24 protein-coding genes and 1 pseudogene are annotated in these 23,471 nt (G+C 60.7%); 14 read left to right on the top strand and 11 right to left on the bottom strand.

Going from position 1 to position 23,471, the window contains the following annotated elements; translation table 11 throughout:
* The first annotated feature begins 63 nt into the window (after positions 1-63).
* Positions 64-708 carry a Qnr family pentapeptide repeat protein gene (locus ACJ8M3_RS07570; RefSeq protein WP_089196960.1) on the top strand — a complete coding sequence of 215 codons (645 nt, stop codon included), beginning with the start codon at positions 64-66 and terminating at the stop codon, positions 706-708.
* Here ACJ8M3_RS07570 and ACJ8M3_RS07565 read toward each other — a convergent pair.
* Entirely contained in the window at positions 698-1,321 is a 624-nt protein-coding gene (locus ACJ8M3_RS07565) for a LysE family translocator (protein WP_089196961.1), read from the bottom strand. The genes ACJ8M3_RS07570 and ACJ8M3_RS07565 overlap by 11 nt on opposite strands.
* A 374-nt stretch (positions 1,322-1,695) precedes the next feature.
* Between ACJ8M3_RS07565 and cspE the strand changes: the two genes are divergently transcribed.
* Entirely contained in the window at positions 1,696-1,908 is a 213-nt protein-coding gene (gene cspE / locus ACJ8M3_RS07560; protein ID WP_004941268.1) for a transcription antiterminator/RNA stability regulator CspE, read from the top strand.
* Positions 1,909-2,022: 114 nt separating this feature from the next.
* Positions 2,023-2,101, top strand: a pseudogene (locus ACJ8M3_RS07555).
* A gap of 213 nt (positions 2,102-2,314) precedes the next feature.
* Here the strand turns inward: ACJ8M3_RS07555 and ACJ8M3_RS07550 are convergent.
* On the bottom strand, positions 2,315-2,992 hold the full coding sequence (locus tag ACJ8M3_RS07550) for an isochorismatase family protein (RefSeq protein WP_016928046.1): 678 nt from the start codon (positions 2,990-2,992) through the stop codon (positions 2,315-2,317).
* A 253-nt stretch (positions 2,993-3,245) separates the two neighbouring features.
* On the opposite strand from ACJ8M3_RS07550, the gene ACJ8M3_RS07545 reads away from it, so the two are divergent.
* Together ACJ8M3_RS07545 and ACJ8M3_RS07540 are read left to right on the top strand one after the other, a co-directional pair.
* Positions 3,246-3,674: a universal stress protein gene (locus tag ACJ8M3_RS07545; protein ID WP_033642798.1), complete on the top strand. Its 429-nt coding sequence runs from the start codon at positions 3,246-3,248 to the stop codon at positions 3,672-3,674.
* Positions 3,675-3,988: 314 nt separating this feature from the next.
* Complete coding sequence (locus ACJ8M3_RS07540) at positions 3,989-4,744, top strand: SDR family NAD(P)-dependent oxidoreductase (RefSeq protein ID WP_016928044.1); 756 nt, start codon at positions 3,989-3,991, stop codon at positions 4,742-4,744.
* Between the two features lie 43 nt (positions 4,745-4,787).
* Here the strand turns inward: ACJ8M3_RS07540 and ACJ8M3_RS07535 are convergent, their stop codons facing one another.
* The 4 genes from ACJ8M3_RS07535 to puuD are packed head-to-tail and all read right to left on the bottom strand — an operon-like array spanning position 4,788 to position 8,907.
* Positions 4,788-6,068 (bottom strand): NAD(P)/FAD-dependent oxidoreductase, encoded by a 1,281-nt coding sequence (locus tag ACJ8M3_RS07535; protein ID WP_046686923.1) that lies wholly within the window; start codon positions 6,066-6,068, stop codon positions 4,788-4,790.
* Between the two features lie 11 nt (positions 6,069-6,079).
* Positions 6,080-7,576 carry an aldehyde dehydrogenase PuuC gene (puuC, locus tag ACJ8M3_RS07530; protein ID WP_033642800.1) on the bottom strand — a complete coding sequence of 499 codons (1,497 nt, stop codon included), beginning with the start codon at positions 7,574-7,576 and terminating at the stop codon, positions 6,080-6,082.
* 15 nt (positions 7,577-7,591) lie between these two features.
* Positions 7,592-8,149, bottom strand: coding sequence for an HTH-type transcriptional regulator PuuR (gene puuR / locus ACJ8M3_RS07525; protein ID WP_033642801.1), 558 nt, complete (start codon positions 8,147-8,149; stop codon positions 7,592-7,594).
* Positions 8,146-8,907: a gamma-glutamyl-gamma-aminobutyrate hydrolase gene (gene puuD / locus ACJ8M3_RS07520; RefSeq protein ID WP_047026240.1), complete on the bottom strand. Its 762-nt coding sequence runs from the start codon at positions 8,905-8,907 to the stop codon at positions 8,146-8,148. The genes puuR and puuD overlap by 4 nt, the downstream gene beginning before the upstream one ends.
* 219 nt (positions 8,908-9,126) lie before the next feature.
* On the opposite strand from puuD, the gene ACJ8M3_RS07515 reads away from it, so the two are divergent.
* From ACJ8M3_RS07515 to ACJ8M3_RS07495, 5 genes are all read left to right on the top strand, one after another.
* The gene (locus tag ACJ8M3_RS07515) at positions 9,127-10,545 is read left to right on the top strand and encodes a glutamine synthetase family protein (protein ID WP_015377637.1); all 1,419 of its coding nucleotides are present in this window, start codon (positions 9,127-9,129) and stop codon (positions 10,543-10,545) included.
* Between the two features lie 308 nt (positions 10,546-10,853).
* Entirely contained in the window at positions 10,854-12,224 is a 1,371-nt protein-coding gene (locus ACJ8M3_RS07510) for an APC family permease (protein WP_089196962.1), read from the top strand.
* A gap of 91 nt (positions 12,225-12,315) precedes the next feature.
* On the top strand, positions 12,316-13,209 hold the full coding sequence (gene yddG / locus ACJ8M3_RS07505) for an aromatic amino acid DMT transporter YddG (RefSeq protein ID WP_033642805.1): 894 nt from the start codon (positions 12,316-12,318) through the stop codon (positions 13,207-13,209).
* A gap of 73 nt (positions 13,210-13,282) precedes the next feature.
* Positions 13,283-13,555: a hypothetical protein gene (locus ACJ8M3_RS07500; protein ID WP_033642807.1), complete on the top strand. Its 273-nt coding sequence runs from the start codon at positions 13,283-13,285 to the stop codon at positions 13,553-13,555.
* A 362-nt stretch (positions 13,556-13,917) separates the two neighbouring features.
* On the top strand, positions 13,918-14,799 hold the full coding sequence (locus tag ACJ8M3_RS07495) for a nucleoside-specific channel-forming protein Tsx (RefSeq protein WP_033642808.1): 882 nt from the start codon (positions 13,918-13,920) through the stop codon (positions 14,797-14,799).
* A 54-nt stretch (positions 14,800-14,853) separates the two neighbouring features.
* Here the strand turns inward: ACJ8M3_RS07495 and ACJ8M3_RS07490 are convergent, their stop codons facing one another.
* A complete protein-coding gene (locus ACJ8M3_RS07490; RefSeq protein ID WP_033642811.1) occupies positions 14,854-15,033 on the bottom strand; it encodes a hypothetical protein in 180 nt (59 codons plus the stop codon).
* Between the two features lie 442 nt (positions 15,034-15,475).
* On the opposite strand from ACJ8M3_RS07490, the gene ACJ8M3_RS07485 reads away from it, so the two are divergent.
* Both ACJ8M3_RS07485 and ACJ8M3_RS07480 read left to right on the top strand, forming a co-directional pair.
* Complete coding sequence (locus tag ACJ8M3_RS07485; protein ID WP_033642812.1) at positions 15,476-15,970, top strand: anti-virulence regulator CigR family protein; 495 nt, start codon at positions 15,476-15,478, stop codon at positions 15,968-15,970.
* A gap of 115 nt (positions 15,971-16,085) precedes the next feature.
* A complete protein-coding gene (locus ACJ8M3_RS07480; protein WP_033652093.1) occupies positions 16,086-16,616 on the top strand; it encodes a chorismate mutase in 531 nt (176 codons plus the stop codon).
* 3 nt (positions 16,617-16,619) lie between these two features.
* Here the strand turns inward: ACJ8M3_RS07480 and ACJ8M3_RS07475 are convergent, their stop codons facing one another.
* The 4 genes from ACJ8M3_RS07475 to hutC form a co-directional block, all read right to left on the bottom strand.
* Entirely contained in the window at positions 16,620-18,155 is a 1,536-nt protein-coding gene (locus ACJ8M3_RS07475; RefSeq protein WP_089196963.1) for a serine hydrolase domain-containing protein, read from the bottom strand.
* Positions 18,156-18,398: 243 nt separating this feature from the next.
* On the bottom strand, positions 18,399-19,202 hold the full coding sequence (gene hutG / locus ACJ8M3_RS07470; RefSeq protein ID WP_069100092.1) for an N-formylglutamate deformylase: 804 nt from the start codon (positions 19,200-19,202) through the stop codon (positions 18,399-18,401).
* The gene (gene hutI / locus ACJ8M3_RS07465) at positions 19,199-20,422 is read right to left on the bottom strand and encodes an imidazolonepropionase (RefSeq protein ID WP_046686929.1); all 1,224 of its coding nucleotides are present in this window, start codon (positions 20,420-20,422) and stop codon (positions 19,199-19,201) included. Before hutI ends, hutG begins: the two co-directional genes overlap by 4 nt.
* 157 nt (positions 20,423-20,579) lie before the next feature.
* Positions 20,580-21,335 carry a histidine utilization repressor gene (gene hutC, locus ACJ8M3_RS07460; protein ID WP_033638258.1) on the bottom strand — a complete coding sequence of 252 codons (756 nt, stop codon included), beginning with the start codon at positions 21,333-21,335 and terminating at the stop codon, positions 20,580-20,582.
* A gap of 180 nt (positions 21,336-21,515) precedes the next feature.
* Here hutC and ACJ8M3_RS07455 point away from each other — a divergent pair, with 180 nt between their 5' ends.
* On the top strand, positions 21,516-22,886 hold the full coding sequence (locus tag ACJ8M3_RS07455) for a formimidoylglutamate deiminase (protein WP_089196964.1): 1,371 nt from the start codon (positions 21,516-21,518) through the stop codon (positions 22,884-22,886).
* Positions 22,886-23,449, top strand: a complete 564-nt coding sequence (locus tag ACJ8M3_RS07450) for a HutD/Ves family protein (protein WP_089196965.1) — start codon at positions 22,886-22,888, stop codon at positions 23,447-23,449. The genes ACJ8M3_RS07455 and ACJ8M3_RS07450 overlap by 1 nt, the downstream gene beginning before the upstream one ends.
* Positions 23,450-23,471 lie beyond the last annotated feature (22 nt).

Below are 23,471 nucleotides of genomic sequence, written 5' to 3'. Positions count from 1 at the left end.
GCCAACCGCGCCGGAATAGGATTAAATGCCGCACTGACTGTATAAATAAACAGGGGTGTTGCAATGAGCCTGGCGCTGAAGGGTGAGAAGATCGCGCGTAACCGCTTTACCGGCGAAAAAATTGAAAACGGCAGCTTTATGCTGTGTGATTTTTCGGGCGCCGATCTGACCGGCACCGAATTTATCGGCTGTCAATTTTACGATCGCGAGAGCCGACAGGGCGGTAACTTCAGCCGCGCAATCCTGAAAGACGCGAGTTTTAGAAGCTGCGATTTATCGATGGCCGATTTCCGCCACGTTGACGCATTGGGGTTGGAGATCCGCGAATGTCGCGCGCAGGGAGCAGATTTTCGCGGCGCCAGCTTTATGAATATGATCACCAGCCGCACCTGGTTTTGCAGCGCCTATATCACCAAGAGCAACCTGAGCTACGCCAATTTTGCCAAAGTGGTGTTGGAGAAATGCGAGCTGTGGGAAAACCGTTGGCACGGCGCGCAGGTGCTCGGCGCCAGCTTCAGCGGCTCCGATCTGCCCGGCGGCGAATTCTCCGGTTTTGACTGGCGCGCCGCCGATGTCACCCAGTGCGATCTGAGCAACGCGGAACTGGGCGAGTTGGATTTGCGTACCACCGATCTGCAGGGCGTTAAAATGGACAGTCACCAGGCCGCTCAACTGCTGGAGCGGCTGGGGATCGCAATCATCGGCTGAAGAGCTGCCTGATGCCCAGGCTGATGATCAGCACGCCGCAGGCGCGATCGATCCAGGCTTTACTGCGTCGGTAGGTGCTGGCGATCGGCGCGTGCGACAGCACCAGCGCCACCAGGCCATACCACAGGCTAGCGACTACCGCGACCTCCAGCAGCATGGCGGCGAAGGTGGGCATGGAGACATGGGCAGGCGCCGCCGACGAAAACACCGCGGCGTAAAAGGCGACGGATTTGGGGTTGGCGATGTTGGTGGCGACCCCTTGCAAGAATGCCGATCTGAAGCCGGAGTTCACCCCACCCGCCGCGCCGACAACCCCTGAGCCGGGAGCTGCATGGGCGATCAGCCGATAACCGAACCAAATCAAATAACCTGCGCCGGCCACTTTTACCGCCAGCGCCAGCCAAGGGAACAGGGTGAAAATCATGCCGACGCCGAGCAGGGCGCTGCTCGCCCAGAACAGGTTGACCAAGACAATACCTGCCACCAGAGCGAAAGCCTCGCTGCGGCGCGCGGAAACGGCTTTGTGTGCAACGGCGACAAAGTTGGGGCCGGGGATCACCACGCCGACAATATACACGGTGAAGACGGCGAGCACGGCTGGCATATCAATCATCGGTTAACGGCCTGTAAGAAGGGGGAACCTAGTTCTATAATGAATCGCCGGTATGATCCAGCAGTGCGAAAAAATTTTTTCATAGGCCGTTAGCGGCAGATGCAGGCGGTGCTTTGCGGTAATAAATTTATGAGGCAGATGAATATAATTTAAAATATATCTTGCTTAAATAATTTAGCTGTGTGTAAATAGCGTCATCGGTTTGTAGTACAGACCTTATGAAAGCAGTTTTAGTAAAGCAGTTCTCAGTATTAGCGATATCCCTCAGATACCTCTTCTTCCGCGAATTCTCTTCTCTAGTGCCCCATAAGTTTCCAATAAAAACAGACCTCTATCGCCCTATGGCGTCGCAAAAATATAAAGGAAATATCTCTATGTCCAATAAAATGACGGGTTTGGTAAAATGGTTTGATGCAGGTAAAGGCTTTGGCTTTATCACCCCGGCAGACGGCGGCAAAGATGTGTTCGTACACTTCTCCGCTATCCAGAGCAACGATTTCAAAACGCTGGACGAAGGCCAACAGGTTGAGTTCACTATCGAAAATGGCATGAAGGGGCCTTCTGCCGGCAACGTGGTCGCGTTATAATTTTCGGCCGAGGTGCAATTTCTTACGACAGCGATGATGGTTTAAGCCGGAGCAGTTAAGCAATGAAATCCTCAGCCTGAATAAACTCCGGGTCCGCCCGGAGTCTTTCTCGATACGTCATTAGCTCAGCAGGAAGAGCGGCAGCGAAATTATTCGTTGGCGGACTGGGGTTCGATTCCTCGATGACGTTCCAATAATTAATGATTATTGGCAACAGAAAAACAGATTGCCGCAGAATTAATAACGCCGCGTTTAAGTCTATTTTTCTGTTGTGAAAAAGTCGCGCTTAGTCTGCGTAATGTTGGAGTGTGGGATGGACGCTTACGCCATAACATGACAGCCGGGAAAGTCACCGGCACACGATTAATAGCCCCGGCCTTGGCCGGGGTTTTTTATGCCCGCGATCTTAACGTTGCGAGTCCAGCAGTTCGTTATTTTTCACCACGTCCTGCGCCTTGAGGTAGCTCTCGATCAGCAGCTGATAGGCCGGGAAGATTTTGGTGTAGACCTCGGCCCACTGCTGAGCGTCGGCGCGGTTCCAGCTGCCCTGCAGCTCGGAGGCGACGCCGGCGGTGTCGATCGGCACCACGCCCGCCTGTACCACGCGCGCCAGGGTAATTTCCTGCGCCATTTTCGAGTAGGTGCCGGAGGCGTCGATCACCGCGAAGACCTTATAGCCTTCGGCCACCGCGCTGATGGACGGAAAGGCCATGCAGACGCTGGTGATGGTGCCGGCGATGATCAGGGTTTTGCGGCCGGTGGCTTTGACCGCCGCCACGAAGTCCGGGTTGTCCCAGGCGTTGATTTCCCCTTTACGGGCGACGTATTGCGCGTGCGGCGCATTCTGGTGAATCTCCGGGATCAGCGGGCCGTTGGGGCCCTGCGGCACCGAGGCGGTGGTGATCACTGGCAGTTTGCTGAGGGTGGCGATGCTGGCGAGGGCGGCGGCGCGAGCGCGCAGTTCGGTCATCGGCATATCGGCGACGGTCTGAAACAGACCGCTCTGGTGGTCGATCAGGAGCATGACCGCGTCATTAGCATCAATAACAGGACGCTGGCCGTTGAAGTTGGCTGGAGTGCTCATGGTATTTTCCTTTTCTCGTCGTGAGGTCAGTGGGTATCTTCTTTGATTGATAAGGCTGAAACTCAGCACTTGCCTACAGTGTAGAGAGAGGAGATAAATCCGGTAGAGCCTAAAGCCGGGATGCATCGTTCCATTAATAGAACGACACTGCAGCAGGCGAGGGGGCCGGCGCTGGGCTAAACTTAAGGTGCATGAGAAACATGCGGCAAGGAACGCCATCCTGTTCATGGGTTTGACGCGGAGGGCCGCCGTCATGGCTTATCAGCATATCGTTGTCGCCACGGATCTCAGCGAAGACGCCGAGTTCCTGTTGGGCAAGGGCGCCAGGCTGGCCGCCGCGCTCCAGGCCAAACTTTCACTGATTTATATCGATATTCACCGCGCCGGTTATTATGTCGATCTGGGCGTGGGAGATTACAACTACACCGATCGCACGTTTTCGGAGCGGGTGAAGAATATGCTCAATGCGATCAAAGGGCAGTCTTCCTATCCGGTGGAAGAGGTGATCGTCAGCCGTGGCGCATTGACGGAAGAGCTGAATCGGGTGGCGAAGGAAAAAGGGTTCGATCTGGTGATCTTCGGCCATCACCACGATGTCTGGAGCCGGCTGGTTTCTTCGGCGCGTCAGGCGATCAATGAGTTGAACGTCGATCTGCTGGTGATCCCCATCGAGAAAAAATAGTCGCGGCCGCCGGCGGGCGGCTGCTTTTTTCATTCGCATCGCTTATCTCTGAGCGGCCATAACCGTCTATCCGCAATAATCCCGCTTGCTGACAATCCGCCAGGAAAATAGTGACTGGCCGCAATTTTATTATCTCCATCAATATGTTGGCCAAAATCCGATAAAGATTAACCCAGCGCATTGAAATGACTCGCATACCTCCTTTTGGTTAATAAACCGCACGTTTTGACTGGCTCTCAGGGAGCCTGCGTCTTATCCTCGGGGCAATGAGATTTGTATGACTTATATAAATGCGTTTACATGGAGGAGGTCTCATGCGTTTTGACAATAAAGTCGTGGTTATCACCGGTGCGGGCAATGGCATGGGGGAAGCGGCGGCGCGGCGTTTCTCCGCCGAGGGCGCCATTGTGGTGCTGGCCGACTGGGCCAAGGAAGCGGTAGACAAGGTCGCCGCTTCGCTGCCGAAGGGCCGCGCGATGGCGGTGCATATCGACGTTTCCGATCACGTGGCGGTTGAAAAAATGATGAACGAGGTGGCGGAAAAACTGGGCCGCATCGACGTCCTGCTGAACAACGCCGGCGTACACGTGGCGGGCAGCGTGCTGGAAACCAGCATTGACGACTGGCGTCGCATCGCCGGGGTCGATATCGACGGCGTGGTGTTCTGTTCCAAATTCGCCTTGCCGCACTTGCTGAAAACCAAAGGCTGCATCGTCAATACCGCATCGGTGTCCGGCCTGGGCGGTGACTGGGGCGCGGCCTATTACTGCGCGGCGAAAGGCGCGGTGGTTAACCTGACGCGCGCCATGGCGCTGGATCACGGCGGTGACGGCGTGCGCATCAACTCGGTCTGCCCGAGCCTGGTCAAAACCAACATGACCAACGGCTGGCCGCAGGAGATCCGCGACAAGTTCAATGAGCGCATCGCGCTGGGGCGTGCGGCGGAGCCGGAAGAAGTGGCGGCGGTGATGGCGTTTCTGGCCAGCGACGACGCCAGCTTTATCAATGGCGCCAACATTCCGGTCGATGGCGGGGCGACCGCCTCGGACGGCCAACCGAAGATCGTCTAAGCGTTAATGCGCAGGCCCGGCCATCATGACCGGGCCTGTTGTTTTAGACGCCGATGCGATCGCGCAGCGTGTAGTAGGCCGCGCCGATGGCGGTGAACGGGATCTGCAGATTGCGTCCGCCGAAGAACGGCAGGTGCGGCAGCTTGGCGAAGGCGTCGAAGCGTTCGGCGTCGCCGCGCATCAGCTCGGCGATCAGCTTGCCCGCCAGATGGGTGCAGGTCACGCCGTGGCCGCTGTATCCCTGCATGTAGTACACGTTATTCTCCAGCCGACCGAACTGCGGCATGCGCGACAGCGTCAGCAGGAAGTTGCCGGTCCAGCGATAGTCGATACGCACCCCTTTCAACTGCGGGAAGGTCTTCAGCAGCTTCGGCCGGATCAGGTTATCGATGTCGTCCGGATCGCGCGCGCCGTACACCACGCCGCCGCCGTACAGCAGACGATGATCGGCGGTGATGCGGTAGTAATCCAGCAGGTAGTTGCAGTCCTCCACGCAGTAATTCTGCGGGATCAGCGCCTGCGCTATCTCCGGCGCCAGCGGTTCGGTGGTCACCACCTGGGTACCGCACGGCATGCTGCGCTTGGCCAGCCGTGGCTCCAGCTTATCGCCCAGATAGGCGTTGCCGGCGACGATGACGAAGCGCGCCTTCACCTGGCCATTGGCGGTGCTGATGAGCGCCGGTTCGCCGTGGCGAATGTTCGTCACCGCCGATTGCTCGAAGATGCGCCCGCCCTGCAGGCGAATCGCCTCGGCCTCGCCCAGCGCCAGATTGAGCGGATGGATGTGGCCGCCGCTGTGATCGAGCAGCGCGCCGACGTAACGATCGCTGGCGATCTCCTGGCGCACCCGGTCCGCGTCGAGCAGCTCAAGCTGGGTATTGCCGTAGCGCTCCCAGTTGCGTTTTTGCTCGATCAGCGCATGGAACTGCTTGTTGTTCAGGGCGGCGAAGATGCCGCCGGGGCGGTAGTCGCAGTCGATGGCGTAGCGGCTGATGCGGCTGCGAATGATCTCCGCGCCTTCGAACATCATGCTGCCGAGCAGGCGGGCGCTTTCCGCGCCGTAACGCTCTTCAATCACATCGATGTCGCGGCTGTAAGAGTTGACCAACTGGCCGCCGTTGCGGCCGCTGGCGCCGAAACCGATGCGCGCCGCTTCCAACACCACCACGTTGTAACCGGCTTCCACCAGGAACAGCGCGGAGGAGAGGCCGGTATAGCCGCCGCCGATCACGCAGACGTCGCATTCGATCGATTCATTCAGTTGCGGATAGGGCTGATGTGCGTTGGCCGTGGCCGCATAATAGCTTTTTACGTGTTCAGTCATGATGTAAGCCCTTATTCCAGCGAGATCCAGGTGGTTTTCAATTCGGTGAATTTGTCCAGCGCATGCAGCGATTTGTCGCGGCCGTTGCCGCTTTGCTTGTAACCGCCGAACGGCACGGTCATATCGCCGTCGTTGTAGTTGTTGACGAACACCGTACCGGCCTTCAGTTGGCGCGCCATGCGGTGCGCGCGCGCCAGATCGCGGGTCCAGACCGCGGCACCGAGGCCGTAGTCGCTGTCGTTGGCCAGCTGCAGCGCCTGTTGCTCGTCGTCGAACGCCGTCACCGCCAGCACCGGGCCGAAGATTTCATCGCGCGCCACGCTCATGGCATTGTCCACCTGGGTGAGGATGGTCGGCCCCAGATAACCGGCGTGGTCGCCCTGCGGATGGTCGCGCCCGTCGAGGAACAGCGCGGCGCCCTGGCTCAGCCCCCGATCGATATAGCCGGCCACTTTCTCGCAGTGGCCGCTGTCGATCAGCGTTCCCATCACCGTGTCGGGATCGAGCGGATCGCCGGGCACGAAAGCCGCCGCGTGTTTGCGCAGCGCCTGCAGGAACGCTTGCTCTATGCTCGCTTCGACCAGCAGGCGAGTGCCGGCGATGCACACCTGCCCCTGATTGTAGAAGATGCCGGCGGCGGCGCTGCGGGCGGCCTGATCCAGATCCGGGCAGTCGGCGAAGACGATGTTGGCGCTTTTGCCGCCGGCCTCCAGCCAGACACGCTTCATGTTTGATTCGCCGGCGTAAATCATCAGCTGTTTCGCCACCAGCGTAGAGCCGGTAAAGGTGAGGGCGTCGACGTCGCGGTGCAGCGCCAGCGCCTTGCCGGCGTCGTGGCCGTAGCCGGGCACCACGTTCAGCACGCCGTCCGGCAGCCCGGCCTGTTGCGCCAGTTTGCCGAGCAGGATGGCGCTCAGCGGCGATTTTTCGGAGGGTTTGAGCACCACGCTGTTGCCGGCGGCCAGCGCCGGGCCGAGCTTCCAGCAGGCCAGCAGCAACGGAAAGTTCCAGGGCACGATGGCGCCGACCACGCCGATCGGCTCGCGTTCGATCAGCGCCAGCGCCTCGCGACCGGTAGGGGCGATTTCGCCGTACACCTTGTCGATCGCTTCGGCGTACCAGCGGATGCAGCGGATAGCGCCCGGCACGTCGTCGCGCAGGCTGTGACGAATCGGTTTGCCGGTGTCCAGCGTTTCCAGCAGCGCCAGCTCTTCGTGATGCTGTTCCATCAGCTCGGCGAAGCGCAGCAGCGTGGCTTTGCGCTGCGCCGGCGCGGCCTGGGCCCAGTCGCCGCGTTCAAAGGCGGCGCGCGCCGCGCTGACCGCCCGATCGATGTCGGCGGCTTCGCCGCGCGCGACCTGCGCCAGCTCACGGCGACCGGCGGGATCTTCGACGGCGAAACGTTTCCCCGCGGCGGCCGGCTGGTAGCGGCCGTCGATAAACAGCTGGTGCTCAATCTTCAGGGCCTGCGCCCGTTGTTGCCAATACTGCAAATGGTGAAAGTTCATGCCTGGCTCCGTTGATCAGAATGTCGTCGGCGTATGGGCGCTGATAATCCGGCAAATGCGCGCCGACGTGTTGCTGAAGCTGTGGGGAATGCCGGTATTGATGGCGTAGCTCTGCCCGGCCTGCAGGTGATAGCTCTGGCCGTTGACCTGCAGCACCACTTCGCCTTCCAGCAGCGTGCCGATCTCTTCCCCTTGGTGTTTGATGCGCTCGCCGGTGGTGGTGCCCGGTTCGTAGGTCTCGATCATCATTGCCAGCGTGCGATTCGGATCGCCGTTATGGATCAGCTTCATCGATACGCCCTGGCTGCCGATCTCGATCAGGTCGTCGCTGTCTATCACGATCTGCGGCTCAGCCGGTTTTTCCGGTTCGGCGAAAAACGCCGACAGCGACAGACCGTATACCGTCAGCAGCTTTTGCAGCGTGCTGATGGCCGGGCTGACCTTGTCTTGCTCGATAGTACTGATGGCGCTGTGGGTTAACCCAGACAGTTCGGCGACCCGGCGCTGCGACAACCCCAATTGTTGACGGATCTGCGACAGACGTTTTCCCGGTGCCAAGCTGACGTCGCTCATGGGCGTTTTTCCTTTTGATAGTTCCGACAGGCGGTAATGAAACCATCAAACAACAGGCGCGACAGGGCGTACTCGTCGCTGTTCCACTCCGGGTGCCACTGCACGCCGAGCGCGAAAGGCTGATCGCGCACGCTGATCGCCTCCACCAGCCCATCGGCGGCGTGCGCCTCGATGCGAACGCTCGCGCCCAGGGTTTTGGCGCCCTGGCCGTGCAGCGAGTTCACCCAGAATCTGTTGCAATCCGGTATCAGTTGCGAAAGCAGCCCCCCTTCCTGAACGATGACCTCGTGGGCGGGGGCGTATTGCTGTTCCAGCGGCAGGTCGTGATCTTCACGATGCTCCAGCAGCTCGGGCAGTTCGTACAGGCGGCGATGCAGGGTGCCTTGAGTGGCGACCACCATTTCCTGCATGCCGCGGCAAATGGCGAAAAGGGGAATGCGCCTGTCGAATGCCAGGCGGATCAGCGCCAGGCTCAACGCGTCTCGGCCAGGATCGGCGTCAGGCTCATCGCCGTTTTCACCATAAAGGTGCGGCTGCACATTACTGGGGCTGCCGGGCAGCAAAATGCCGTCGAGGCGCGGCAACAGTTCCGCCAGCATCTCAGGCTCCGCCAGCGCGTGCGGCAGGGCGATCGGTAAACCGCCGGCGGTGATAACGGCATTCAGGTACTTTTCTTGCAAGGTCTGCGTAAGGTGCCCGTTTAACCTATACCTGCACATGACGACGCCGATGACTGGTCTGTTAAATATATTGTCCATGCTATCCCCTTGGTACGTTCGAAATTATGAACGATAAGCTTCTCCACCGCCGATTTCGTTCAATATTCTATAAATCTAGCAGTCGATTGGCCAATATTCAAACCAAAAGTAACACTTGCAAAACAAATTTGTTTCATCTACGTTTCAATTGTGGGCATTATATTGAACAAGACGGTCAATAAACATCGACGACAGCAAAACACAAACGGCGGGTGAACCATGCAGACCAACATCGTAGAAGTGGAAAACTTTGTTCAGCACAGTGAAGAGAGACGAAGTAGCGCGTTCCAGCGCGAAGTGAAGAAGTACCTGGAACGTTATCCGTTAACCCAACATGTCGACGTCCTGTTGACCGATCTGAACGGCAGCTTCCGCGGCAAACGCATCCCGGTCGGCGGTCTGAATAAGCTGGAGAAAGGCTGTTACTTCCCGGCGTCGGTATTTGCGATGGATATTCTCGGTAACGTGGTGGAAGAAGCCGGGTTGGGGCAGGAGCTGGGCGAGCCGGATCACGTGTGCGTGCCGGTACCGGGCACGCTGACGCCGTCGGCGGCGGATCCGCAATATATCGCGCAGGTGCTGCTCACCATGTTGGATGAAGATGGCACTCCCTTTGACGTTGAACCGCGCAATGTGCTGAACCGAGTGTGGCAGCGTTTGCGCCAGCGCGGGCTCTCCCCCGTGGTAGCGGTAGAGTTGGAGTTCTATCTCATCGATCGTCAACGCGATGCGGAGGGGTATCTGCAGCCGCCGTGCGCACCGGGGACCCAGGAGCGCAACACCCAAAGCCAGGTGTACTCCGTCGATAACCTGAATCATTTCGCCGACGTGCTGAGCGAGATCGACGAACTGGCGCGCTTGCAGGGCATTCCGGCGGACGGCGCGGTGGCGGAGGCGTCGCCGGGGCAGTTCGAGGTCAACCTGCACCATACCGATGATGTGCTGCAGGCCTGCGACCATGCGCTGGCGCTGAAGCGCTTGGTGCGCATGGTGGCCGAGAACCACAATATGCAGGCGACCTTTATGGCCAAGCCGTATGAGGAGCACGCCGGCAGCGGCATGCACGTGCACATCAGCATGCTGAATGCGCAAGGCGACAACGTGTTCGCCGATGACGACGGCGAAGATTCGGCGCTGCTGAAACAGGCGCTGGCGGGCATGATCGCCCTGATGCCGTCCTCGATGGCGCTGCTGGCGCCGAACGTCAACGCCTACCGCCGCTTCCAGCCCGGCATGTATGTGCCGACCCAGGCCTCTTGGGGGCATAACAACCGCACCGTGGCGCTGCGCATTCCCTGCGGCGATCGCGATAACCACCGGGTGGAGTATCGCGTGGCGGGCGCCGACGCCAACCCGTATCTGGTGATGGCGACCATTCTGGCCGGCATCGTCTACGGCCTGGAAACCGCATTGCCGCTGCCTGAGCCGGTGACCGGCAACGGGCTGGAGCAGGACGGGCTGCCGTTCCCGATCCGCCAGAGCGACGCCCTGTACGAGTTCGAACATCAGCCGGTGCTCAATGCATTGTTGGGCGAACGCTTCAGCCACGTCTATCTGGCCTGCAAAACCGATGAGCTGGTGCAGTTTGAGCGCCTGATCACCGAAACCGAGATCGAGTGGATGTTGAAAAACGCCTGATCCCGCTCACCCTGCGACTACCGCGCGCGTCCGGCGCATTTCATCGGCTCTCCTGTGGCCGGCGAGGCTGCGCGCTGCGGTACAGAATTTCTTCTATCACGGCGTACAGGACGCCGACGAGGAAATAACCATGACTCAGTCATCTCCCTGCGCAGACGTTTGCCTGTGCCGCAGTGCCGACGGGCCGGTCGCCGGCCGCCCGACAGCGATCCCAACCCGTTTTTCCCGCCGCCTGAGCAGCAGTTTCCCCGCGGCCTCTCTGAATGACGTTGCACGGTTGACAGCAGAGGACCAAAAGGGGAAATGCCATGACGACTAAAGCCATCGACGGCGGCCAGGCGGGCAAACCGCAGCTGCGCAAATCCCTCATGCTGTGGCAAGTGGTGATGATGGGCCTGGCCTATCTGACACCGATGACGGTGTTTGACACCTTCGGCATCGTCTCCGGCCTCACCGACGGCCATGTGCCGACCTCCTACCTGCTGGCGCTGGCCGGCGTGCTGTTCACCGCCATCAGCTACGGCAAACTGGTGCGCCAGTTTCCCACCGCCGGCTCTGCCTATACCTATGCGCAGAAGGCGATCAACCCGCACGTCGGTTTCCTGGTGGGATGGTCGTCGCTGCTGGACTATCTGTTCTTGCCGATGATCAACACGCTGCTGGCCAAGATCTACCTGACCGCGCTGTTCCCGGAGGTGCCGCCCTGGGTGTGGGTGGTGGGCTTCGTGATTCTGATCACCGCCATCAACCTGAAAAGCGTCAATCTGGTGGCCAACTTCAATACCCTGTTCGTACTGGCGCAGGTGGCGATCATTCTGGTATTTATCTACCTGGTGGTACGCGGCCTGCACAACGGCGAGGGGATGGGTACGGTGTGGAGCCTGCGGCCGTTCCTCAGCGAGAATGCGCACCTGCTGCCGATCATTACCGGCGCGACTATCCTGTGCTTCTCGTTCCTCGGCTTTGACGCAGTCACCACGCTGTGTGAAGAGACGCCCGACGCCGCCAAGGTGATCCCGCGCGCCATCTTCCTGACCGCGCTGTACGGCGGGGTGATCTTTATCAGCGTGTCGTTCTTCATTCAGCTGTTTTTCCCGTCCATTCAACGCTTTCATCAGCCCGACGCCGCACTGCCGGAGATTGCGCTGTACGTCGGCGGCAAGCTGTTCCAATCGATCTTCCTGTGCGTGACCTTTATCAACACGCTGGCCTCCGGCCTGGCGTCGCACGCCAGCGTGTCGCGCCTGCTGTACGTGATGGGGCGTGACAACGTGTTCCCGGAGAAATTCTTCGGCTATATCCACCCCAAATGGCGTACGCCGGCGCTGAACGTACTGATGGTCGGGCTGGTGGCGTTGTCGGCGCTGTCGTTCGATCTGGTGACCGCCACGGCGCTGATCAACTTTGGCGCGCTGGTGGCCTTTACCTTCGTTAACCTGTCGGTGATCAGCCACTTCTTTATTCGCGAAGGGCGCAACAAAAGCTGGAAGGATCGCTTCAACTTCCTGTTCCTGCCGTTGGTGGGGGCGCTGACGGTGGGCGTGCTGTGGCTGAATCTGGAGAAGAGCTCGCTGACCATGGGATTGATCTGGGCGACGCTGGGCTTCGGCTACTTGGCCTGGCTGACCCGGCGTTTTCGCCAACCGCCGCCGCAGCTGGAGCGGCAACCGCAGCAATAAATTCACAGGCGGGAGTTTCCCGCCTTTCTTTTTGGCGCGTGCGGCAGTAGAGTGAAAAACCTGATAAAAAATAACCTATTGGACCTGCCTTATGCCCGCTTTGCCCTCGCGTACCCGTGCCACGCTGTTCGGTTTGTTGGCCATCGTGCTGTGGAGCAGCGTCGTTGGCCTGATCAGAAGCGTCAGCGAAGGGCTGGGGCCTGTCGGCGGCGCGGCGATGATCTACAGCGTCAGCGCGGTGTTTTTGCTGGTGGCGCTTGGCGTGCCGAAATGGCGCAGCTTTCCGCGGCCTTACCTGATCGTCGGCAGCCTGCTGTTCGTCAGCTACGAGATCTGCCTGTCGCTGTCGCTCGGCTACGCCAATACCCGCCTGCAGGCGATAGAAGTGGGCATGATCAACTACCTGTGGCCCTGTTTCACCGTGCTGATGGCGCTGGCGCTCAACGGCCAAAAGGCGAAATGGTGGCTGCTGCCGGGGCTGTTGCTGTCGCTGTTCGGCATCGGCTGGATCATGAGCGGCGAGGGCGGCTGGTCACCGGCGCAGATGCTGGCCAACGTGCGCAGCAATCCGCTCAGCTATACGCTGGCGTTCAGCGGCGCGGTGATCTGGGCGCTGTATTGCAACCTGACCAAGAAGATCGCCCAGGGCAGCAACGGTGTGGTGCTGTTTATCGTGCTGACCGCGCTGGCGCTGTGGCTGAAGTACGCCTTCAGCGCGGAAAGCGGCATGCAGTTCAGCGTCGGCGTGACCGTGACGCTGCTGTGCGCCGGGGTGGCGATGGGGGCGGGGTATGCCGCCTGGAACGTCGGCATTCTGCACGGCAACATGACGCTGCTGGCGACCGTCTCCTATTTTACCCCGGTGCTGTCGGCGGTGTTCGCCGCGCTGGTGCTGCACACCTCGCTGACCGTCAATTTCTGGCAGGGCGTGGCGATGGTTACCCTGGGTTCGCTGATCTGTTGGCGGGCAACTCGCGGAAATTAACGGAAATTATCCGCCATCGCCGCAATGTTGAACTAGAATTTAACTAGCCATGTTGCCTGAAGGAACGACGACAATGAGAAGTGACATTCAATTTATTCAGCAGCCTGAAATCGACGTGCATCATTATGAGCGCGGCGATACCGTGCGCCTGACCACGGCGAATTTGCGGCATGAATATCAGCTCGATGTTTATATTTTGCGCCGCGATGACAAGCTGATTTACGGTTCGGTCGTCGCGGCGGCGCCCAAAACCGATATTCCGGTCGCCAGCTGGGAGGTCAAAAACGGTGAAGAGGTGGCGTTCCGCCAGGAAAACATCGCCAAAGCGGTGCCGGCGGTAAGCTGATTTCACGTTCCGCACTTTCTCCTGATGCTGATGAAGGCCGACGCTTGCGCGTCGGCTTTTTCTTTTCCACCTCGTGATGACGCCCTGATGTCATTTGGCTTAAAAACTGCGCTAAAAAACGCGACACATGACAAAAATCACAGCGAATGTGAATTTGCATGAAACATAATTTGACAAATGTGAACGCAATCGATTACCTATTCGCGAAATGCGTAACTGGATCACAGATTCTTACAGTCAGTGGTTTCTATAATGCGCGCGTCATCCGAGTTTCTGTGTGAAGACAACGCCAGGTGTCGGCAGACTCATTGTCATCTTTTCTAAACGGGCAGGAAATGGCCCTTTAAGCATGTGGTAATAAAATGAAAAAAATAGCTCTCGCAGCAGGTGTACTGCTCGCAGCGTCTTACAGTGCATCATCAATGGCTGATAGCAAAGACAGTCAATATGTCTCCGACTGGTGGCACCAGAGCGTTAACGTGGTGGGCAGCTACCACACCCGTTTCGGGCCGCAACTGAATAACGACGTGTATCTCGAATACGAAGCCTTCGCCAAGAAAGACTGGTTCGATTTCTACGGCTACGTTGACGTGCCAAAGTTCTTCGGCGTGGGCAACACCCCGGACCGCGGCATCTGGGACAAAGGCTCCCCGCTGTTTATGGAGATTGAACCGCGCTTCTCCATCGACAAGCTGACCGGCACCGATCTGAGCTTCGGTCCGTTCAAAGAGTGGTACTTCGCCAACAACTACATCTATGACCTGGGCCACAACGCCGACGGCCGTCAGAACACCTGGTACATGGGCCTGGGTACCGATATCGACACCGGCCTGCCGATGAGCCTGTCGATGAACATCTATGCCAAATACCAGTGGGAAAACTACCAGGCTGCCAACGAGAACAGCTGGGACGGTTACCGCTTTAAGGTGAAATACTTCGTGCCGCTGACCCAGGTGTGGGGCGGCAATCTGAGCTACATCGGCTTCACCAACTTCGACTTCGGTTCCGATCTTGGCAAGGACAGCCATTGGGTTGACGGCACCGGCAAACAGGTGCGCACCGGCAATTCTATCGCCTCCAGCCATATTTTGGCGCTGAACTACGATCACTGGCACTATTCTTTCGTGGCGCGTTACTTCCATAACGGCGGCCAGTGGCAGGATGGCGCGGAGATCGGCACGCCGCAGGGCCCGATCAAGTCTACCGGTTGGGGTTACTACCTGGTGGTCGGCTATAACTTCTGATTTTCCGTGTTATCAGAAACAGAAAACCCCGCCAGGCGGGGTTTTTTTTCGTCATCACTGGGCTTGTTCTACCGGGAGATGCCTCACCGGCATAAACAGCCTGCCTTTGATCACGTGACATTCATTATTTATCCAACTAATGATTTGTTCACGGCTGACGCCTTCCGACTGCGCGTAACGATGAAGATCGCCGTTAAAGTGCCGAGTGATGTATTCCATGAGGGTCATTTGCACGTCTTTTGCTCCTGAACGCCCACCCGTTGCCAGCCTGGCCACCGCGGGAGGTTAAGGTTTCTCAGACAGCGAATGTAAATTATCGGCAACGAAATCTCAACATAAAGCACCAAATAGGAGCGACGCCGGTGGGAAAAAGAATCCCGCACGGAAAGGCGGGAAGTGTTCGATATTATCATTCTGGATGATAAGAATAAGATTTGAGGTGCGACGAAAAAGAGCACGCTAACTCTTTTTTGTTACCGTCCCACGCTAGCGGAAGGCTTATTTTTCTTCAAGAAAAATCGGGGGTAGATTTCGGAATTCTCGAGGCGTTTTGCGTTAAAACAAGAGAGTGGCGCGAATGCCGTAAAACCGCACTGTCATCTCGGAGTTTTCCTTATACTTTGCCCGGAAAAGGCCAACTATAGTAAACAGAGTCCCCCACGCAGGAATACACAACATGAACAAACGTCGTACGACTCTCACGGTGTTGGCACTGATTGCATCGCTGGGGTTGTCATCCGCCCCGGCCATGGCCGACAAAGGCGGCAATGGTAACGGCAACGGCAACGGGCATGGCAACAGCGGCAATCACGGCAATAACGGTAACCACGGCAACAACGGCAATCACGGCAACAAAGATAAAGGCGACTATAGAGACTATAGAAACGACGACAATCTGGTTTCCGTCAGCCTCTCGCGCGACCGCGCCCGTTCGCTGGCGCACACCTACGGGCTGACCGGCTACCGCTCGTTGCCGCCGGGCATCGCCAAGAATCTGGCGCGCGGCAAACCGCTGCCGCCGGGCATCGCCAAAAAAATGGTGCCGTCTTCGATGCTGCGTGAACTGCCGCAGTATCCGGGTTATGAATGGCGCATCGCCGGCGACGATCTGGTGCTGGTCGCGCTCAGCACCGCGATTGTGGCTTCCGTCATCAACGGCGTGTTCGATTAACGCCGGTTGGGTCTCATCGGGCCTCGCTGCGGCGGGGCCTTTTTTATTTGCCGGCGCGGGGCTGACGTGGTGAACTTGGCGCCTGACCTTTTCACTGCATCATAAGGGAGGCGCCATGTTCAGGGCGTTATTGATAGCGTGTTGCCTGACCAGTTTTCCGGCGTTGGCGGACGGTGGCGCCGCTATCGGCGAGCTGGTGAACCAACGGCTGTCGTTGATGAAAGACGTGGCCGGTTACAAGGCGCAGCAGCATTTGCCGATCGAAGATCTGGCGCAGGAGGCGAAGGTGTTGGCCAACGCGCAGGCGGAAGCGGGGCGTTTGGGGCTGGAGCCGGCGTCGGTACGGCCTTTTATCACCGCGCAGATGGACGCCGCCAAGGCGATTCAGTACCGCTATCGCGCCGACTGGTTGGCGAGCCCGGAAAGCGATTGGCAGCCGCGCCCGCTGGCGCAGGTGCGGGTGCAGATCGGGCAATTGAGCAGCCGGATACTGCAGCGTTTGGCGGCGCGGCTGCGCGCCGGCCCGCTCGACGCGGCGGATCGGGCGGCGTTTATGGCGTCCGTGGAACAGGTGAATCTCAGCGCCGCCGACAAGCGGCGGCTGGCGGATGCGCTGCTGGCGGTCAAAGCCGACAGCGCGCGCTGATCGTCAGTCGCGGCCGACGGTGCTGCGGCGGAAGGTCAGCATCCGGCTGCGGTTGGCGATGAGATCCACGTTGTAACCGCGGAAATAGAGGCAAAAGCGTTTCAACCATGGGCCGTCCTGGCACTCCACCAGCATGCGGCCCTGGCCGAGCGGGCTGAGCGTGCCGGTCTGCGCCGCTGGGCCGACGCCAATATGCACCCGATTGCCGCGAATTTCAAAGGCGGTGCGATAGTGCGGGTGATACCACAACCCCTGCACATGCTTCAGGCAGTCACCGTTGGCCGTGACCGGCAGGAAACGGCGCGCCACATGCCCGACCTCGCCCTCGACCGCTTCGCCGGTCCACTTCAATTTGATTGGCATATGGGCGGACAGCGACACCGCGTACCCGTCCTCCCCTTGATACAGCGGTTCATCGCTGCCCAGATAGGCTAGATTGCCGTCTTTGACTTCCAGCCAGTGCGGCTCCGCCAGCGTGGCGTAGAGGCCGTCGGGGATCGCCGTGCTGCGCTGCGGCAGCGGTTCGCCCAGCAGCGCCGCCATCACCTGCAAGGCCATGCCGAAACTGTCGCAGTCTTCACGGTTGGCCACCAGCGCGACGCCGGCCTGACGGTCGGGCGCCAGCAGGAAATAGGTTTTGTAACCGGCATGGGAGCCGCCGTGGCCCAGCAGGCTGCGGCGGCCCAGCGGCGTGCGCGCCAGCCCCAGGCCATAGGCGCTGAGTTGGCCCTGATTGAGGCGGCGCGGCGCGCTGAGCTGCGCCAGCACGCCCTGGCCGGGGCCTTGGTCCGCCAACAGCGTTTGCAGCCAGCGGGTGAGGGCGTTGACGCTGCCGGTCAGGCTGCCGGAGGCGGAAAGGTGCAGACCGGCGCTGGCGTGTTGCCAGCCCTGCGGCGCCCGCCAGTAACCCGGCACCAACCCCGGCACTACGTCGAACCAGCTTTCCGGCGCTCGCATCTGCACCTGCAGCGGCTGGGCGATATGCCGTTGCACCAACTGGTCGAAATCATACCCTTTGCTGCGCAGCGCGGCCTCCAGCAGCCGATAGCCGGTATTGCTGTAGGCGATCTCGCTGCCGGCCTCATAGTTCAACCTTTCCAGCCCCTCGACAAACTGCATCACCGGCTGCGCCTCGCTGACGGCGTGCAGCGAGATGCCGAGCAGGCCGAGCGTCTCGCGCACGTCAGGCAGGCCGCCGGTCATGTCCAGCGCCTGGCCGACGGTGACGTCCGCCAGCGCAGGCTGCAGGGCGGGGAGCAGTTCACCCAGGCGTTGTTCCAGCCGAACGGCGCGATCGGTGGCGTTCAGCGCCAGCGCGGCGAAGATATGCTTGGTCACTGAGGCGTAGCGCACCACGCTGTCGGCGGTGAAGGGGGTGTTCTGCGCCAGATCGGCCAGGCCGGCGCAGGCGGTGGCGCGGAGTTGTTCGGCGTCAAACAGGGTGATGGCGCCGCCGGGTTCGCCACGCCGTTGCCAGCCGGCCAGCAGTTGTTCGGCGACGGCGCCGGCAGCGCGCCAGTTTAACGGTGTTACAGACATAGGGCCTCCAGAGAGATATTCGAAACGGGCCAGTTGGCCACAGGCCGCCCGGTGCTGACGATGAACACGGGCTTTTGGGCTGATTGTGGCGCAGTGCGTTTTTCGTCGGCCGCTGTTTTGTGCGCTGTTTGGACCAGTTAGCGGGGAATCACGCGAAACTTTGATATAGCGCGCAGATTGCCGCTGGCGTTGCGGTTAAAGGCAGGAGAAAAACAGGCGCCCGGCGGCGCCTGTAAAGGGGGATCAGTTCAGCCTGGCGGCACCGTCCAACAGGCTTTCAACCATCTGCTTGAGCAGGCGCTGCAGCGAGGCGGCGCGCTGTGGTTCGAACGCGAAAGGATACTGTTCGGACATGTAGTTGACCTGCGCCAGCTCGAGCTGGATCGCATGCTGTTGCTGCTGCGGTTGACCGTAGGCGCGGGTGATGTAACCGCCCTTGAAGCGGCCGTTCAGCACGTGGGTGTACTGCTGTTGCTGCTCGCAGCAGGCGACCAGCCGATCGCTCAGCGCCTGGGCGCAGCTTTCGCCGCCGTTGGTGCCGAGGTTGAGATCCGGCAGTTTGCCGTCGAACAGCCGCGGGATCACCGAGGCGATGGAGTGCGCGTCGAACAGCAACGCATAGCCGTGCCGCGCTTTGAGGCGCGCCAGCTCGTTCTGCAGCTGCTGATGATAAGGTTGCCAAATTTGCTGCAGATAGCCGGCGCGTTCTGTGTCCGTCGGCGTTTTGCCCGGCAGGAAGCTTGGGCGGCCGTCGAACAGCACGTCGGGATACAGACCGGTGGTGGCGGTGGTGTACAGCGGTTTGTCGTCCGCCGGGCGGTTCAGATCGATGACGAAGCGCGAATAGTTGCCGACCAGCACGCTGGCGCCCATCGCCCGGGCGAAGTCGTACAGCTGCGGAATGTGCCAGTCGGTATCGGGCAGCGGGCGGGCGTCGTCGGTCAACCCGGCCTCGACCGCCGGCGTCAGTTGCGTGCCGGCGTGCGGGATGCTGATCAGCAGCGGCAGGCTGCCGGTCTGGAAGCTAAAAGGATCGCGAATGGTCATTGGCGTACTTCTCCTCGGAAAATCACCGTACAGGGCAGCTGGCCGCCCAACCAATAAGCCAGTTCCGCCGGCCGCGACAGCGGCCAGTGAACGAAGTCCGCCACCTTGCCGGTTTCCAGCGTGCCGTGGCTGTGTTGCAGCCCCAACGCTTTGGCGGCGTGGGTCGTAACGCCCGCCAGCGCTTCTTCCGGCGTCAGGCGGAACAGCGTGCAGGCCATGTTGATCATCAGGCGCAGCGACAGCGCCGGCGAGGTGCCGGGGTTGGCATCGCTGGCGATCGCCATCGCCACATGGTGCTTGCGGAACAGCTCCACCGGCGGGCACTGGGTTTCGCGCAGCAGGTAGTAGGCGCCGGGCAGCAGCACCGCCACGGTGCCGGCGTCGCCCATGGCGCGGGCATCTTGTTCGGTGGCGTATTCGAGATGGTCGGCGGAGAGCGCGTGATGGCGCGCCGCCAGCGTGCTGCCGCCGAGGGCGGAGAGCTGTTCGGCGTGCAGTTTGACCGGCAAACCGGCGGCTTCGGCGGCGGCGAAGACTCGCTCCACCTGCGCCGGTGAGAACGCCAGATGTTCGCAGAAGGCGTCAACCGCATCCGCCAGGCCGGCGGCGGCGGCCTGCGGGATGATGGTATCGCAGACCAGATTGATGTAGTCGTCGGCGCGGTTGGCGTATTCCGGCGGTAGCGCATGGGCCGCCAGACAGGTGGTTTTCACCTCGACCGGCAGCAGCTCGCCCAGTTTGCGCGCCACGCGCAGCATTTTCAGCTCGCTTTCCAGGCTGAGGCCGTAACCGGATTTGATCTCCACGCAGGTGACGCCTTCCGCCAGCAGCGGCCGCAGACGGAACAGCGCCTGTTCCAGCAGCAGCGCTTCGTCGGCTTCGCGGGTGGCTTTCACGGTGGAGATGATGCCGCCGCCCTGCGCGGCGATGTCGGCGTAGCTTACGCCGTTCAGCCGCTGTTCGAATTCGCCGCTGCGGTTGCCGCCGAACACCAGGTGCGTGTGGCAATCAACAAAGCCGGGGGTGATGATGCCGCCGTCGAATTTCACCGTTTCGTCCGCCATCAGGCCGGGCGGCAGCGCCGCATGTTCGCCAATCCAGACAATCTTGCCGTCGCGTACGGCGATCGCGCCGTCGGTCAGGGTGTGATATTTGCCGTCGCGCATGGTGACGATATCGGCGCCGCGCCACAGGCTGTCACAGTGAATCTCAGACGTCATTGCTTTCCTCCGCCGGAGCCGCAGCTCCCACATGGTTGTATATACAATTAAAAACAACCTAACGCATTCACCGGGATGTCACAAGAGGCGGGAGAGATTTTGTTATCAGGATGTGATCGACAGCGGAGATGCGGGCGCAGGGCGCGCCCGCCGGGGATCAGACTTCGCTGGTGAAGCGGCCGAACAGTTGATAGCGGCTGCCGGGGTACAGCAGCCGGGCCGAGGTCACCACGGTTTTGCCGGACCAGGTGCGGCGGTGGATCAGCAGGCCGGGTTCGTGGTCTTCCAGCTGCAGCAGCTCGCGTTCACGTCGGGTCGGGATCACCGCTTCGACGATGTGTTCGCCGGCGGTCAGCGGCGCGGCCTGCGTCAGATAGGTGTAAGGCGTGACGCGGTCGAAATCCTGCTTCAGGTAATCCGGCGCCACCAGCGGGTTGACGCAGCGGTCTTCCACCTGCACCGGCACGTCGTTTTCGTAATGCACGATCTGCGAGTAGAACAGCCGTTGGCCGGGGTGAATGCCGAGCGCCGTCGCCTCTTCCTCGCTGGCCGCTCGGGCCTTCAGCTCGAGGATCTTGCTGCTGTGGCGATGACCGCGCGCGGCTATCTCATCGGCGATGTTGTGCACTTCCAGCAGCGCGGTGTGCGCCTTGGCTTCGGCGACGAAGGTGCCGACGCCTTGCATGCGGATCAGAAAACCTTCGCTGGTCAGCTCGCGCAGCGCGCGGTTGATGGTCATGCGGCTGACGCCCAGTTCCGCCACCAGTTCACTTTCGGAGGGCACGCGCTGGTGCGGTTGCCAATGCCCCGCACGAATTTGATTCACGATCGCCTGTTTGACCCGTTGGTAGATCGGGGCGGGGGCATCGCTCATTGCAGCCGCCAGTTGTAACACGGTCTGTTGTTCAGCCACGACGTTAACCTCGTCAAATAAAAAAATAATAACACCAGTTTACTGTTGATGTCGGCGTATGTATATGTATATACAACTAGTGGCCGTCGCGCCAGAAACTTGCCGGCGACCGCCAAAAATTCCTGAATGCGCGCCATCGCCGCGCTTCATTCGCCGTTACATCAACCGTGGAATTCTGCCATGCCTGCTTATTTTGCCCCACGCGCTTTGCTCCCTGAGGGCTGGGCGCATAACGTCCGGCTGGACGTCGATGCGCAAGGTTATCTGACTCAAGTTACCGCCAACGCTGAACCGCAAGGCTGCACCCGGCTACACGGCGATGCGGTGCCGGGCATGCCGAACCTGCACTCCCACGCCTTTCAGCGCGCGATGGCCGGGTTGGCGGAAGTGGCGGGCAACCCGCAGGACAGCTTCTGGACCTGGCGCGATCTGATGTATCGGCTGGTGCAGCGCCTGACGCCGGAGCAGGTGGAGGTGGTCGCCCGTCAACTGTATATCGAAATGCTCAAGGGCGGATATACCCAGGTGGCCGAATTCCACTACCTGCATCACGACGCCGACGGCAAGCCTTACGCCGATCGCGGTGAGATGACCGGCCGCCTCAGCGAGGCCGCGCATCAGGCCGGCATCGGCATGACGATGCTGCCGGTGCTGTACAGTTACGCCGGTTTTGGCGCCCAGCCGGCCCAGCCGGGGCAGAAACGGTTTATCCAGGATGCCGAAAGCTACCTGCAACAGCAGCAGGTGATTGCTCGCCAACTGGCGGATCGCCCGTTGCAGAATCACGGTCTGTGTTTCCATTCGCTGCGCGCGGTGGAACTTGGCCAGATGCAACAGATTTTGGCCGCGTCGGATCGCACCCTGCCGGTGCATATTCATATCGCCGAGCAGCAAAAAGAGGTGAACGACTGCCTGGCGTGGAGCGGGCAGCGACCGGTGGCCTGGCTGTATGATCATCTGCCGGTGGATCAGCGCTGGTGTCTGGTGCACGCCACCCATCTGGATCGCGATGAGCTGGAAGCGCTGGCGCGCAGTCGCGCGGTGGCCGGCCTGTGCCCGACCACCGAAGCCAACCTCGGCGACGGCATTTTCCCCGGCGACGCCTATCTGCAGCAGCAGGGGCGTTGGGGCATCGGCTCCGACAGCCACGTTTCGCTCAACGTGGTGGAAGAGCTGCGTTGGTTTGAATATGGGCAGCGGCTGCGCGATCAGCGCCGCAATCGCCTGACGACACCGCAGCAATCGGCGGTGGGCGATGTGCTGTACCTGCAGGCGCTTCAGGGCGGCGCGCAGGCGTGCGGCGCGCCGATCGGCCGGTTGCAGAGCGGCTATCGCGCCGACTGGCTGGTGCTGGACGGCGACGACCCGTATCTGGCGGCGGCGCCGGACGCCTCGATCCTCAACCGCTGGCTGTTCGCCGGCGGCAAAGAGCAAATTCGCGACGTGTTCGTCGGCGGCCGGCAGGTGATCGAGCAGGGGCGGCACGCGCTGCAGCAGCAGAGCAGCGCCGAGTTCCTGCAGGTGTTGAAAACCTTTCAGCAGGAGGCGTAATGAGCCTGACCCGTTTTAATTTCGCTGGGCTGCCGGTCAGCCCGTGGCGCAACGGCGGTGGGGAAACCCGTGAAATCGTCAGCTGGCCCCCGGGCGCGCAGGATTTTGACTGGCGCGCCAGCATCGCTACCATCGCGCAGGACGGGCCGTTTTCCGCCTTTGCGGGCATTGACCGTTCGATCACGCTGCTGGAAGGCGACGGCGTGCGGCTGTTCAGCGCCGGGCATATCGACCATCAATTGGCTCGCGTCGGGGAACCGTTCGCGTTCTCCGGCGACGTGGCGCTGGAAGCGACGCTGCTGGGCGGCGCCAGTCAGGATTTCAACATCATGACGCGCCGCGGCCGGCTAGCGGCGCAGGTGCAACGCAGCGCCGAGCCGCTAACCTTGCCGCCGGGGCGGGCGGGGGTGCTGTATGTGCTGAGCGGGCTCTGGTCGCTGCCGGGAGGCGGCGAACTGAGCGCGCGCGAGGGCGTCTGGTGGACGGCATCGGCGGCGGGGGGCGACGTGGCGCCGTTAAGGGCCGGCAGCGCTATCCTGTGGGCGGACATCACACCCCGTTAACGCAGAGTAGAGTCCTGCGCTC

Source organism: Serratia sp. CY55921, from assembly GCF_052167655.1.
GTDB classification, from domain to species: Bacteria; Pseudomonadota; Gammaproteobacteria; order Enterobacterales; family Enterobacteriaceae; genus Serratia; species Serratia ureilytica.
The sequence above is the reverse complement of the archived record's forward strand: the minus strand, read 5'-3'. Positions and strand labels throughout refer to the sequence as shown.

Excerpts from the sequence above, each read along its gene's own strand:
- ACJ8M3_RS07570 (WP_089196960.1), top strand. The coding sequence starts at position 64 with ATGAGCCTGGCGCTGAAGGGTGAGAAGATCGCGCGTAACCGCTTTACC.
- ACJ8M3_RS07565 (WP_089196961.1), bottom strand. The coding sequence starts at position 1,321 with ATGATTGATATGCCAGCCGTGCTCGCCGTCTTCACCGTGTATATTGTC.
- cspE (WP_004941268.1), top strand. The coding sequence starts at position 1,696 with ATGTCCAATAAAATGACGGGTTTGGTAAAATGGTTTGATGCAGGTAAA.
- ACJ8M3_RS07550 (WP_016928046.1), bottom strand. The coding sequence starts at position 2,992 with ATGAGCACTCCAGCCAACTTCAACGGCCAGCGTCCTGTTATTGATGCT.
- ACJ8M3_RS07545 (WP_033642798.1), top strand. The coding sequence starts at position 3,246 with ATGGCTTATCAGCATATCGTTGTCGCCACGGATCTCAGCGAAGACGCC.
- ACJ8M3_RS07540 (WP_016928044.1), top strand. The coding sequence starts at position 3,989 with ATGCGTTTTGACAATAAAGTCGTGGTTATCACCGGTGCGGGCAATGGC.
- ACJ8M3_RS07535 (WP_046686923.1), bottom strand. The coding sequence starts at position 6,068 with ATGACTGAACACGTAAAAAGCTATTATGCGGCCACGGCCAACGCACAT.
- puuC (WP_033642800.1), bottom strand. The coding sequence starts at position 7,576 with ATGAACTTTCACCATTTGCAGTATTGGCAACAACGGGCGCAGGCCCTG.
- puuR (WP_033642801.1), bottom strand. The coding sequence starts at position 8,149 with ATGAGCGACGTCAGCTTGGCACCGGGAAAACGTCTGTCGCAGATCCGT.
- puuD (WP_047026240.1), bottom strand. The coding sequence starts at position 8,907 with ATGGACAATATATTTAACAGACCAGTCATCGGCGTCGTCATGTGCAGG.
- ACJ8M3_RS07515 (WP_015377637.1), top strand. The coding sequence starts at position 9,127 with ATGCAGACCAACATCGTAGAAGTGGAAAACTTTGTTCAGCACAGTGAA.
- ACJ8M3_RS07510 (WP_089196962.1), top strand. The coding sequence starts at position 10,854 with ATGACGACTAAAGCCATCGACGGCGGCCAGGCGGGCAAACCGCAGCTG.
- yddG (WP_033642805.1), top strand. The coding sequence starts at position 12,316 with ATGCCCGCTTTGCCCTCGCGTACCCGTGCCACGCTGTTCGGTTTGTTG.
- ACJ8M3_RS07500 (WP_033642807.1), top strand. The coding sequence starts at position 13,283 with ATGAGAAGTGACATTCAATTTATTCAGCAGCCTGAAATCGACGTGCAT.
- ACJ8M3_RS07495 (WP_033642808.1), top strand. The coding sequence starts at position 13,918 with ATGAAAAAAATAGCTCTCGCAGCAGGTGTACTGCTCGCAGCGTCTTAC.
- ACJ8M3_RS07485 (WP_033642812.1), top strand. The coding sequence starts at position 15,476 with ATGAACAAACGTCGTACGACTCTCACGGTGTTGGCACTGATTGCATCG.
- ACJ8M3_RS07480 (WP_033652093.1), top strand. The coding sequence starts at position 16,086 with ATGTTCAGGGCGTTATTGATAGCGTGTTGCCTGACCAGTTTTCCGGCG.
- ACJ8M3_RS07475 (WP_089196963.1), bottom strand. The coding sequence starts at position 18,155 with ATGTCTGTAACACCGTTAAACTGGCGCGCTGCCGGCGCCGTCGCCGAA.
- hutG (WP_069100092.1), bottom strand. The coding sequence starts at position 19,202 with ATGACCATTCGCGATCCTTTTAGCTTCCAGACCGGCAGCCTGCCGCTG.
- hutI (WP_046686929.1), bottom strand. The coding sequence starts at position 20,422 with ATGACGTCTGAGATTCACTGTGACAGCCTGTGGCGCGGCGCCGATATC.
- ACJ8M3_RS07455 (WP_089196964.1), top strand. The coding sequence starts at position 21,516 with ATGCCTGCTTATTTTGCCCCACGCGCTTTGCTCCCTGAGGGCTGGGCG.
- ACJ8M3_RS07450 (WP_089196965.1), top strand. The coding sequence starts at position 22,886 with ATGAGCCTGACCCGTTTTAATTTCGCTGGGCTGCCGGTCAGCCCGTGG.